The sequence below is a fragment of the uncultured Erythrobacter sp. genome, from assembly GCF_947502395.1.
Lineage (GTDB): Bacteria > Pseudomonadota > Alphaproteobacteria > Sphingomonadales > Sphingomonadaceae > Erythrobacter.
The window spans coordinates 573,458-585,590 of sequence record NZ_CANMZM010000002.1; the positions used below are offsets into that span (position 1 = coordinate 573,458).

The 12,133-nt window shown below is 56.9% G+C and carries 11 protein-coding genes and 1 tRNA gene; 5 read left to right on the plus strand and 7 right to left on the minus strand.

The window, feature by feature from the left end; translation table 11 throughout:
* Positions 1-33: 33 nt before the first annotated feature.
* The 4 genes from Q0778_RS09040 to msrB all read left to right on the plus strand — a co-directional run bounded on the left by Q0778_RS09040 (position 34) and on the right by msrB (position 4,358).
* Complete coding sequence (locus Q0778_RS09040) at positions 34-1,020, plus strand: ATP-binding cassette domain-containing protein (protein ID WP_298336146.1); 987 nt, start codon at positions 34-36, stop codon at positions 1,018-1,020.
* Positions 1,017-2,312, plus strand: a complete 1,296-nt coding sequence (locus Q0778_RS09045; RefSeq protein ID WP_298335568.1) for an ABC transporter permease — start codon at positions 1,017-1,019, stop codon at positions 2,310-2,312. Before Q0778_RS09040 ends, Q0778_RS09045 begins: the two co-directional genes overlap by 4 nt.
* Positions 2,313-2,417: 105 nt before the next feature.
* Entirely contained in the window at positions 2,418-3,767 is a 1,350-nt protein-coding gene (locus tag Q0778_RS09050; protein ID WP_298306789.1) for a cytochrome P450, read from the plus strand.
* A gap of 84 nt (positions 3,768-3,851) precedes the next feature.
* Positions 3,852-4,358, plus strand: a complete 507-nt coding sequence (gene msrB, locus Q0778_RS09055) for a peptide-methionine (R)-S-oxide reductase MsrB (RefSeq protein ID WP_298335570.1) — start codon at positions 3,852-3,854, stop codon at positions 4,356-4,358.
* Positions 4,359-4,370: 12 nt separating this feature from the next.
* On the opposite strand, the gene Q0778_RS09060 is transcribed toward msrB, so the two are convergent.
* The 7 genes from Q0778_RS09060 to Q0778_RS09090 all read right to left on the minus strand — a co-directional run bounded on the left by Q0778_RS09060 (position 4,371) and on the right by Q0778_RS09090 (position 10,238).
* Positions 4,371-6,167, minus strand: a complete 1,797-nt coding sequence (locus Q0778_RS09060) for a hypothetical protein (protein ID WP_298335571.1) — start codon at positions 6,165-6,167, stop codon at positions 4,371-4,373.
* Complete coding sequence (locus tag Q0778_RS09065) at positions 6,164-6,601, minus strand: GtrA family protein (protein ID WP_298306780.1); 438 nt, start codon at positions 6,599-6,601, stop codon at positions 6,164-6,166. Before Q0778_RS09065 ends, Q0778_RS09060 begins: the two co-directional genes overlap by 4 nt.
* Positions 6,601-8,226, minus strand: a complete 1,626-nt coding sequence (locus tag Q0778_RS09070) for an NAD(P)/FAD-dependent oxidoreductase (protein ID WP_298306777.1) — start codon at positions 8,224-8,226, stop codon at positions 6,601-6,603. Before Q0778_RS09070 ends, Q0778_RS09065 begins: the two co-directional genes overlap by 1 nt.
* Before the next feature lie 136 nt (positions 8,227-8,362).
* On the minus strand, positions 8,363-9,058 hold the full coding sequence (locus Q0778_RS09075) for a PilZ domain-containing protein (RefSeq protein ID WP_298335573.1): 696 nt from the start codon (positions 9,056-9,058) through the stop codon (positions 8,363-8,365).
* A 169-nt stretch (positions 9,059-9,227) separates the two neighbouring features.
* Positions 9,228-9,314 (minus strand) — tRNA-Leu (locus Q0778_RS09080).
* An 86-nt stretch (positions 9,315-9,400) separates the two neighbouring features.
* Positions 9,401-9,682, minus strand: coding sequence for an integration host factor subunit beta (locus tag Q0778_RS09085; RefSeq protein WP_298306771.1), 282 nt, complete (start codon positions 9,680-9,682; stop codon positions 9,401-9,403).
* Positions 9,683-9,899: 217 nt separating this feature from the next.
* Positions 9,900-10,238, minus strand: a complete 339-nt coding sequence (locus tag Q0778_RS09090; RefSeq protein ID WP_298306768.1) for a GntR family transcriptional regulator — start codon at positions 10,236-10,238, stop codon at positions 9,900-9,902.
* Positions 10,239-10,431: 193 nt separating this feature from the next.
* On the opposite strand from Q0778_RS09090, the gene Q0778_RS09095 reads away from it, so the two are divergent.
* Entirely contained in the window at positions 10,432-12,075 is a 1,644-nt protein-coding gene (locus Q0778_RS09095) for a peptide MFS transporter (protein WP_298335575.1), read from the plus strand.
* The last annotated feature ends 58 nt before the right edge of the window (positions 12,076-12,133 follow it).

Sequence of the window (12,133 nt, forward strand, 5' to 3'; positions counted from 1 at the left end):
GTCGCTTCCATGCACATGCAGGTAAATGATCACATGACGCCAGACAATGGGTCGCTTCTTCACAACTCTGTTCAGCCCGACAGTCGCCCGTTAGCAATCGAAGCGCGGGGCCTCGTCAAGAGCTTTGACGGCACGCGAGCCGTTGACGGTGTGGATTTGTCAGTGCCCGAAGGCGCTATCTACGGCGTGCTTGGCCCTAATGGCGCAGGCAAGACGACAACCTTGCGCATGCTGCTTGGCATTATCGATCCCGATGACGGGGTACGCATGATCTTTGGCCATGATCGGCCGCACGATATTGGTCGGTTGATTGGTTACCTCCCTGAAGAACGCGGGCTCTACCCTGCGATGAAATCGATCGAGGCGATTGCCTTTATGGGAGCACTTCGCGGGCTTCCGCTCGCCGAGGGGCGCAAGCGCGGCTTGGAGTTGCTCGAGCGGCACGATCTCGCGCACGCCGCCAACCGGACCATTCGTCAGCTTTCCAAAGGTATGGCGCAGACAGTCCAGCTGCTCGGCACCCTGGTCCACCGCCCACGCCTGGTAGTGCTGGATGAGCCCTTCTCGGGCCTGGATGCGATCAATCAAGGCAAGCTTGAAAGCATGATCCGTGCACTGGCTGACGACGGCGTGACGGTGATCTTCTCGACCCACGTGATTCACCATGCTGAGCGACTGTGCGAAGGCGTTGCGATCATTGCAGGAGGTAAAGTCCCTTATGCGGGAAGCGTCGAATCCGCACGCGACCGCATCCCGGCACAAGTCCGCCTCGAGACGCGCGCGCGCGAAGGAGGGTGGACAGCTGCTCTTCCTGACGCGGCTCGGCGCGAAGGCGATTTCTTCTACTTCCCGCTTCCCGAAACAGGTGTGGAGCCTCTGCTCAAAACCCTGATCGAAGGCGAGGCAGGCATTCTCTCACTCTCAATCGAGCGTGCCGGGCTTCATGATGCCTTTGTCGCGATTGCTGGTGAGGCGGCTGCCAAGCAACTTGAGGCAGACCAACAGGGAGATGCCAAATGAGCGCTCACGATCAAGCCGCCATTGACGCATCACCGCGACTGTCAAAACTCGAAGCGGCATGGGTCATTGCCCGCCGCGATTTCGTCGCTGTGCTTTTCAGCCGCGCCTTTCTGTTCTTCCTGATCGGTCCACTTTTCCCAGTTCTGGTAGGCGGTCTTGCCGGTAGCATCGGTGGCCAAGTGTCGCGTCAAGCGGTCACGATTGAGGTCGGCCTCGCGATGAGCGCGGAGGACAACGCCGCCATTATAGCCGCAAGCGATAGGCTGCGCCCGCAATTGGGCGGCGCGATACCGGCATTGCGCGAAGTCACTGAGGCACAAGATGATCCCAAATTTGACGCACAAGCCTTTATGGAAGAGCGCAGAGGCAATTACGCCGCTATTGTCACTGGATCGCTGGCTGCACCCGAAGTTGTCGGGACCGAACCTCACGTGAACCGTTGGAAAGGGCCAGTTGAGCTTATGGCCGCTGACGCGATGGCAGCGAGCCCGCTAGCTTTCCCTTCCTCACGAACGACGACAGTGGCCTCAAGCGCGGCCTCGGAGCGCACCAATCGCATTCGCACCGCACAAGCCGCGCAGATGGTGATGTTCCTTTTGACCATGCTTCTGGCGGGAATGGTTCTTTCCAATCTGGCCGAGGAAAAGGGCAATAAGGTCATCGAAATCCTTGCCGCCGCCATCCCGATGGATTCTGTCTTTATGGGCAAGCTCTTCGCCATGCTTGGCGTTTCCTTCGTCGGCATTGCCGTTTGGGGAACACTGGGATGGGGTTTCTGGGCCATTGCCGAAGACGCGATTGTGACCGTTACACAAACCAACTTCCGTGAACTTCCTGGCCCGGCTGTTGGCTGGGGCATGTTCCTGTTCCTTGGCGTGCTCTATTTCTCGATGGCTTATCTGCTGCTCGGAGCTTTGTTCCTCACGATCGGTGCAATGGCGAGCACGGTGCGCGAGGTGCAGACCATGTCCATGCCGGTCACTATGATGCAGTTAATGGTGTTCTTCCTTGCCGCCTACACCATCACTCAGCCGGGTTCCGCGTTGGAGATGGGTGCGATAGCTTTTCCGCTATCCTCACCCTTCGCGATGTTGGCGCGCGCCGCGCTTGAGGAAACGCTTTGGATCCATATCGGAGCCCTCGCTTGGCAAGTGCTTTGGGTCGGCCTCCTCGTAAAAGGCGGCTCTTTGCTCTTCCGCAAAAAGGTTATGAAGTCTGGGAGCGCTGGCACCAAGAAGAAGCGTGGTTGGTCATTCCGCCGCAATTCCTCGGAAATGGAACCCGCCGAATAAGTGGCGGATCAAAACTCATATTGACATTGCTGTCAGTTAAGGCAGGATGACAGCAGATGGGAGAGTGTAGTGAACTGAGTCTCGCACCTCCTACAGGAGAGAGACATGGCCACCGTAGCACCGCAGAACCCAATGACGCGTCCAGAGGTTCGCACTTCGCCGACCGCTTACAAAGCGCTGACAGAGCACTTCGCAAAGCACCCTGAGGATGTCCCAACACACAGCCACAAATGGGATTTGAGCCGCTCGGACATTTACTACGAAGATAAGTGGCAGCCGATCGTCGCTGAAATGCAGGCGGCTGGCCCTTTGCATTGGATCGACGATAGCCCCTTTGGCCCCTATTGGTCGGTGGTCGGCCACAAGGCGATCCAGCATATCGAAGCCCTGCCCGAGACGTTCTCATCAAGCTGGGAACAAGGCGGGATCACCATCCTCGATAGGCTGAGTAAAGAAGAGTTGGCTGAACGCGGAATAGATAGACGCGAGCTTCCGATGTTTATTGCGATGGATCGCCCGCAGCACACCGGCCAGCGCCGCACTGTGGCTCCCAAATTCACGCCTTCGGGTATGAAGGAAATGGAGCCGGAAATCCGTCAGCGGACCGGCGAACTCCTAGACACACTGCCGCGCGGTGAGGTGTTCGATTGGGTCGATAAAGTCTCGATTGAACTCACAACCGGCATGCTTGCGATACTTTTCGGCTTCCCTTGGGAAGACCGCCGCTTGCTCACCTTCTGGTCGGATTGGTCAGGCGATACTGAGCTTGCCACTGTGCGTGAGCTCGATGAAATGCGCTGGGGCTTTTTGCATGAAATGGCCGCCTATTTCCAATCGCTTTGGATTGAGCGCACGCAGGATAAAGAGCCCGGCAATGATCTCATCTCTATGATGATCCACTCCGAGGCGATGAACCAGATGCGCCCGGAAGAATTCATGGGCAATCTGATCCTTCTGATTGTGGGCGGCAATGACACCACCCGCAATTCGATGAGCGGCTTTGTCCATGCGCTCGACAAGTTCCCGGACCAGCGCAAGAAGTTCGAAGAAAACCCAGACACCATCCCGAATGCGGTTCAGGAAATGCTGCGGATGCAGACCCCGCTTGCGCATATGCGCCGCACCTGCACCGAAGACACCGAAGTGTTTGGCAAAACGATCAAGAAGGGTGAAAAAGTCATCCTTTGGTATCTGGCAGCCAATCACGAAGAAGAGATCTTCCCTGAGCCTCATAAGCTCGACCTCACTCGTGAAAACGCCAAGCGCCACATCGCCTTTGGCTATGGCATTCACCGCTGTGTGGGTGCACGTCTGGCGGAGCTGCAATTGCGCGTTCTGCTGGAAGAAATGCACAAGCGTCGCATGCGGGTCCATGTGGCTGGCGATGTGGAACGCGTACGCGCCAATTTCGTCCACGGCTTCCGCAAGCTTGAGGTCGAAATCACCGAGTTTTGATTTTTTCAGGGATTGATGTGTAACTTTTTGGGCTCAGCCAACGTATTCACTGAGTGAAACCAGTGATCATAAAGAGTACAACCAATGCCAACGACAAAGACCAACCGAAGGTCATTCCTGGCGACGAGCGGGATCGTCGCTGTTTTGCCATTCCTTAGCGGGTGCGGCTCGGAGGTGCAGGCACGCACCGCGAGCGGCGACTTCCGAATCACAAGAAGTGAGGCCGAATGGCGTCGCAAGCTCACGCGCTCCGAATATTATGTGATGCGCGACGCAGGTACGGAGCGCGCCTATTCTTCGGCCTTGGACCGCGAAGAGCGCAAAGGTAACTTTGTGTGCAAAGGCTGCAACAATAAAGTCTATTCCTCGGCGCACAAATACGACAGCGGCACCGGCTGGCCCAGCTTCTGGCAAGCAATCGACAGGGGCGCAGTTGGCACCTCGGTTGACTTCAAGATCGGATTCCCTCGCACCGAAGTGCACTGTGCAGATTGTGGGAGCCACTTGGGTCACATTTTTGGTGACGGCCCTGAGCCCACCGGCAAGCGTCATTGCATCAACGGCATCGCCATGAAATTTGTGCCGGCATAGCCAGACAAGCACCTATTCCGACTTGATCTTCCAGAGTTTAAGACCGTTGCTGTCAGGAACGGCAACCGGCTCAAGCCAGTCGGGCACCTTGTCTTGAGCCAATTGTGGCACAAATCCCTGCGGATTGATCTTCGCATAGGTGCGCGATTCATGGAGAGTGGGGCACATCGCGACATAGCGTGTGCCGCGCGCCACAAGAGTTTCGCGCGCCTCATCCGGGGTGCCGATAGCCGTTTCGATTAGCACTTTCATCGCTTGGTGCCCCCTATGGTGCCCCGTCGCGAAAACGCTATGATCGCTTGCAAGTAGCAATTCAGGGGCGATATCCAGAAGGGCGTAAATCTCGCCTTTGGGGAGCTCTGACAAGGTATCGCTCGCATCTTGGACGCGGCAATCAGCGACACGGATCGGCACATCGGCTGCGCCCCCTACCGAGGCTCGAACTGGCATAGCGCTGGTGAGCAGCAAGGCGGGTAGGGCAGGAAGCAGCGCACAGGCGACGCCAACCATTGCAGCCATGCGCGGGAGCGGGTTTTCCATCAATCGAATAGCCTTCAACCAACGCCGCAATTGCCAGGCCACCAGCGGGCTGGCGAGAACGCATGCGACCGCGCCAGTGCGCGCAACGAAAACCGAGATCGCCAAGGCACCGCCAAGAACAAGCGCGTAGTCCCTCCAAAAAGGCCTCAACCCGTCATGAGACCTCGCCGCCAGCTGGAGTGCGGCGCAAATTCCGATCAACGGTGCGGCGAGATATTGGAGCGCGATGGCGAGCACCTGTTCCCACAAAGGGCGGCCCTCCAGCACATTGGACAACCAAATGTCGGCCACCACAGGATCGACTTGGGCAAATCCTCCGCCACTCGCGCATTGAGGCGCGGTGTTCAACATCATGGCCAACGCACCACCTCCCGCCAAGGCGAAACCTACCATAATTGTGAGCAGTGTCGGCCGCTTTATCCGGGCGAGCAGAGTCAGAATGACCGCTCCCGAACCGAACATGGCGAGGTGAACCGGGCTGATCGCATCGCAATACTGTGCCAGATCGCCAAAACCCCGCGTCAAAGCGAAAAGCGCTGCGCTCACCATGGCAAGTGATTGAATCGCGCCTACAAGCCAGGCTTTGGCGGCAGGATCGCGCAGCCAGCGAAGAGCCAGAATTGCAAATGTTATCGCCGCCAAGGGAAGGCCTTCGATCGAAATAGACAGCCAGATCGCGAACCCAGCGCCGATGATCCAGCCGCCCAGCCGGGCTGAACGAGCGAGCAATCCGTTTATAGCAACAAGCGCACAGGCCAATTGCCAGCCGTGGTGGTCGATCCGCAAGGGCGAAAGCTGGAAGAGAACTGGGATCGAGATCACGATCACGAGAGCAGTGAGAATAGCCTCCTCATCGCCCCACATCTTCCATGCGATGCGGGATGCAAGCAACATGACGCAGCCCAATGTCAGGAGCGGAACAGCAACGAGCGCGATAGCTTCAGCCAAGGCGCTGCCGAAAATTGGGGTCATCACCCAGATGGAGAACGCCAGCGGTATGTCGACAAGGCGTGACCAATGCATGGCAACGCCTCCACCAGCGGCATCCACGCGATATTGCGTGACGTCAAACCAGCTTTGTCCGCCCAAAAGATCGCGTACCTGGATAAGGCGCAAGACGTCGTCCGGGTCGGAAAGATGCATACTCGTGATAGAGCCCCAACTGGTGGCAACCAGAAAGGCACTGACAAAGACCCAAGCCAGCCCAGCCTTCGCAAGGAAGGAGAGAGGAAAGGCTGCTCTGCGGCGTTCCTCCAACATGGTGCTCACACGCTCTCTGCAGTTGCTGAGTCCTCGCGAAAGACCACTTTTGCGCGGAGTAGCCAGGTGGCGAAGAAGCTGACACCGATCGCAACAAGCTTGGCTGCGCGCGGATCAATGCCGCCCCAATCGCCAAGGCCCACGATGGTTGTCGTAAGCGCGAGACCCGCCAGCGCAGAAATCACAAACAGGGCCTTTTGCCGCGAACGGGCAGCGCCAGAGGCGGCTACACGATCCTGAAAGACCGCACGGCTCGACATCAACCAGTGTGCAAGAATGCCTAGCGAGTAGCCTATTGCTGAGGCCGGCGCTGCCATTACTCCAAGCGCAAGAAATGCGAGAAAGCTCCCGACGTCCACCGCCAGCGCGCCAACGCTGGCGAGCAGGTAGCGGATGAATCGCACATCGCTCAACCTGGTAAGAAAAGGCGCGAGGAAACCCATCAGGCGCTCTTGCGGACCTCTTCTTGAGGCGCATCTTCAGAGGCAATCCGTTCCGGCACACCGCGAAGCGAGGTAAGCGCTGCCACCTGATCTTTGTTGAGAGGCTTGGTCTCGGATTCGCGAGCGGGAAGAGCATTCTCTGCGCCCTCATCGCCAGCTTCGTGATACTCAGCATCTTCATTGACGCACCAAGTGTCATAGATGCGCTTGCCAGCCACGATGTTCTCAACCGTCAACATGGCGGTCATCATCGCGTGATCCTGGTTGTTGTAGCGGTGCATGCCGTTGCGGCCGGCCAGGTGCAAGCTTGGGTGCTTCTCTTCGAGCTCCAAACGCATCGCATCGACATTGGCTTCGTAATCATCGTCGTAAACAGGGTATGCCTTTTCCTGACGAACGACCGCGCCGCTGACAACTTTCTTGGGGTCACAAAGGCCGAGGATTTCCATCTCGCGTGTGGCTTGTGCGACCAGATCTTCGTCAGAAGACAACCACAGACCATCCCCTTCGAAGCAGAAGTATTCTAGGCCAACGCATGCCATGTCGTCATCCGGCACCATTTCAGGCGACCAACTGCGGAAGTTCTGAACCCGGCCGACCTGCACCCGGTCATCATGGATGTAGATCCAATTGTCGGGGAAGAGATCTTCGGATTTCACCATGAGAGCCACGGTAAGGAAGTCGCGGTAGCGAAGGTTGTCCGCCTTAAGCGTGGATTCTGGCAGCGGGTGAATACGCTTGGAAAGCTCGCGCATGGGTGCAGAGCTGATGACATGTTGGGCGCGGATTTGTGCGGTTCCTTCAGCGGATTTCGCGGTCATCGTCCAGCCATTGCCATCGTCTGACACACGATCAAGCGCATGGCCCATCAAAACCTCGCCTTTGCCGGTTGCCAGGATGTGATCGCGCGCAGCATCCCACATCATACCCGGGCCAAGGCGTGGATAGCGGAAGGTTTCAAGCAAGGTTTTGACCTCTTGCCCGTCATTGGGTTTCTTATTGAGGCCAAGCGAACGTTTAAGCCCATCAACAACCGCGCCCCAGAGCGAGAGGCCCTTAATACGCTGCGCTGCCCAATCGGCGCTCATTTCATCGCAAGGCATGCCCCATACCTTCTCCGTGTAAGTCTTGAAGAAGATCGAATAGAGTTTCTTGCCGAACTGATTGGTGGTCCAGTCCTCAAAGCTCTTTACGTCTTTGATCGGGAACAGCTTATATTTGAGATAGCTCGCCATGCAGATGGTCGAGCGCCAAATGCCCAGGTTCCACAGCGCTTCGAATGCGCGAAGCGGGTAGGAATAGAACTTACCCTCATAATAGATCCGGCTCATGCGCGGCCGTTGAATGAAATCGTCAGGCAAGATCTCATTCCACAGATCGACGACCTCTTGGCTTTTTGAGAAAAAGCGGTGCCCGCCAATATCAAAGCGGTAGCCTTCATGCTCAACCGTGCGGCTGATCCCGCCGACATAGGTCTCATCTTTCTCGATGATAACAACCGACTTGCCCTGTTTGGTGAGCAGGTATCCCGCTGTCAGACCCGCCGGTCCTGCGCCGATAATGGCAACATCGCAGTCCAAAACCCCCGGTTGTCCAGAAGGTGTTTGTTCCCGAGTTCGCGTCATGAATGGCCCCCAATTGAACCTCTAGCCAGCACGGTTGCGGCCAGTTCAAAATCGGAAGTGAAGGAAATTGGTTAGCGAGGCGTAAACGTGAATGCGAAAACCCGTAAAATCTGCGAGAAACTCCCTGATGGCGCTCCTAGGGGTTTGCGCTTAGCAGTTCGGGTTTCTGCAGTTTCGCCGCAAGCTTTGCGAATTCTTCAAGCGAGAGCGTGTTTTCAAACACCACGCCATATTCGCTGTCTCTTCTCCAACGAACCTTGGCACTCACCGCGCCGAAGCCTACCTCTTGCTCGGTACATTCGACGCGCAAGGCCTGATCAATCGCGTACATTCCCTTGCAAGAGAAGCGCGCGCCTTGCTGCGAGAGATTGACGATCGTGCCGTCGTCTCTGAGTCCACTCAGCGAGACAATGTTGATCGGAAAGCATAGGCTCAGCCTGAGACCGCGCTTGGGGTACGCATTCTCTTCAGTGAGAAACCTTGGAAGGTCGATGCGCTCAATGAACTCGCAACCCACTTCATTCCCGTCTTGCCTAACCTGACGCAGCGAATAGACATCGCCGCCTACCATATGGAGCTCGATCGGCTCGCCCGTAGGTGGGTCGTGAAAGAGGCGCAGGCGGACGCCGGTTTCGGAGACGTCTCTGACCACACAGATAAATTCTCCATGGTCGGTCACTAGCTTTGCTGCGCGAATCAAGAGGGTGTATCGTGGGGATCTTAGACGCTGAGCAGGCCGTCCATTGTCCTCTTTGGAGATGCCCAAGATAGAAGCATCGCGGGGATGGCCAAGATCGACCGTCAATTGAGGATCGCGTGCAGTGCTTTTCATTGTTTAAACTGCCCAAACGTCGTTTCACCGCGACATTGGGCGAAGCGGGTTAACAGCCGCACAAATGGTTCACGCGCAGTCACACTTAGATGACAGTGAGGCGCCGTGAGCCACACTGCACAGCTGGGGTTGAACCACAGCATGGCTCTCAACAGAGGATTTGTGAAAGTGGTGCGGGTGGTGGGACTCGAACCCACACGATCTATAGGATCAGGGGATTTTAAGTCCCCGGCGTCTACCATTCCGCCACACCCGCATCATGTGCTTGCCAGCGACAGCTCAGCAATCAGATGGGCGCGATAGCAGACATCGCGTCAAGGGCAACTCGAGAAACGAGCGATGTTAATCGTCGTTGAGGCGCTGTTTGATCTCTTTACCCGCTTTGAAATAAGGCACGCGCTTGGCCGGTACGTTTACTGCTTCGCCTGTCCGAGGGTTGCGGCCGACGCGGGCTTCGCGCTCACGGGTCGAAAAAGCCCCGAAACCACGAAGTTCAACCCTGCCACCCTCCGCGAGACGTTGAGCGATCTCGTCAAAGAAAACGTCGACAACCTGTTCGACTTCCTCAGCACGAAGCTCTGGATTATCCTTGTGCAGTTCAGTGAGCAATTCGGATCGTATCATGTTGTCCTCCGAGCATTCGGTTCGGCACCTGTCCGTGCAATATTTGCGCAGCAGCATTGGCCTGCGTTGGTTTAGTCTTAGCCCAGAACCGGAAAGCCAAACCGTCCTTTAGACGTGCCAGAAAACACAGGAAACTGCAAGGATTGAAGGGCCTAAGGCCCCGTAAAGCTAACCCGGATTGGACAAACACGCCCGGCTCTGGTCATACGATGCGAATTCAGCTTCGTTCGACCAACTCCTCGAGCTTGATCCCAAGGCGCGCCATGCGCTTGCGAATCTCGGGCCATTCTTGCGCCAAAAAATGCTCGCGCTCGCGCTGTCGCAGGGCTTTGGCCGCGCCTTTGACGACATACATGCCGACACCGCGGCGCACTTCGACCAGACCGTCATTCTGAAACTGCTGATAGGCTTTGGCCACCGTAAGCGGGTTCGCCCCTTCTTTGGCCGCCAAGGTCCGCACCGACGGAAGCATCGCTCCTTCGGGATAGTCGCCCTCAATAATGCCGGCGGCAATCTGATCGCGCAGCTTAAGGTAAACGGGTCGTGCCTGGGTCATAATCGAGTCTCTTTTATGTGGCCCCTTATAGGTGCATCAGTGCCATAATACACCCATGCGCGTCAAGCGAGGTTCAGCTGGGCAAGATTATGTGGCTACCGCGAAACAAAAGCTTCACACGAGGGAATTGCTCGCTAGGGTGGCGCGATCTGCGGCCCGGCAAAGCGGGCGCTATTCGGGATAATGAGACAATATGGTCGAGGGATTGTTTTTCACATTCGATAGTGCATTCGAAATGTGGGCTTTTCGCGGTGCGTCTGTCGCGCTTGCCGCCTTCTTGCTTGGAGGGCTCTATCTCATAACGCGGCCCACGCCCGAAGTGGTTGGGCACCCAAAGGGCCTATTCGTGCTCTTCCTCGCAGAGATGTGGGAACGCTTCTCATACTACGGTATGCGCGCGCTGCTGATCTTTTACCTCATTCAACACTGGTTGTTTGAAGAGAGCAAGGCCTATGTGATCTACGGCGCTTACACGGCGCTGGTGTACATCGCTCCGGTGGTTGGCGGTTATCTTGCAGACCGTTACCTTGGTCAGCGCAAGGCCGTACTGTTCGGCGCGATCCTGCTCACTCTTGGTCACTTTTTCATGGCGTTTGAAGGGTCGGGCGGTCAGTCTGATCCGATGATAAACGTCTTCTGGCTGGCGCTGGCGCTGATCATTGTCGGCTCGGGCTTCCTCAAAGCCAACATCTCGGTTCTCGTGGGTCAGCTGTATCCACGCACCGATATGCGCCGCGATCCCGCCTACACGATCTTCTACATGGGGATTAACGTTGGTGCAGCAACGGCATCGATCATCTGCGGTTTCCTTGGCCAAACTTACGGTTGGGAATATGGCTTTGGTCTTGCCGGTATCGGCATGCTCATTGGTCTCATCTTCTTTATCATCGGTAAGCCGCTGCTCCTGGGCAAAGGCGAGCCTAAGGATCCGGCGAAGATCGCCGGCGGTAAGGAATTTGGCATTTATGGTGCGGGCCTTGCGATGGTCGCTTTGTGCTGGGCCGCAATCCAGTACCAAGACCTTGTCGGCTATGTCCTTGGCATCTTTGGCGGTGGTCTTGTGCTCTACGTCCTTTGGACAGCAGTTGCGAAACTGAAGCCGCAAGAACGCGATCGTATCTTTGCCGCAATGTTCCTCATCCTTGTTTCGATCGTCTTCTGGGCGCTGTTCGAGCAAGCGGGCTCATCGCTCAACGTCTTCACCGACCGTTATGTCGATACGCAAGGCGTGAACGCCTCGATGTTCCAGTCGATCAACGCGATCTACATCGTGCTCCTCGCACCATTCTTCGCCATGCTGTGGCAGGGCCTGGGCGCGCGCGGGGCGGAACCATCTACACCGATGAAGTTCGGTCTGGGAGTTGTGCAGGTTGGACTGGGCTTTCTGGTCTTGGTCTGGGGCGCAGGCACAGTTGGCGTCAGCGTCCCGACACCAGTGATCTTCATCTTCCTGATCTACCTGTTGCACACTACCGGTGAGCTTTGCCTGTCACCGGTTGGGCTTTCGGCGATGAACCGCTTGAGCCCGGCGCATATGGCCTCGCTGGTCATGGGCACCTGGTTCTTTGCATCAGCGCTGGGCAATTTCGCCGCTGGTCTGATCGCATCGGCCACAGGCGGTGACGGCGTGACCGAAGAGGCAGGCAAGCAGGTTGTGCTCGAGGTTTACAGCACGGTGGGCTGGTATGCAGTCGGCATCGGTGTCGCCGTGATGGTGGTTAGTCCGCTGATCAAGAAGCTTATGCATCTCGATACGCTCACCGATGAAGGCGGGCATATCGAAGGCGAGGCCGAGGCCGGTCCCGAAGCTGGCGAACCTGGTTTCAGCAAAAGCTAATACAACTGTCTGGGTAGGCCCCGCCCCTCTCGTTAAAGCGAGGGATCGGGCCCCCCAA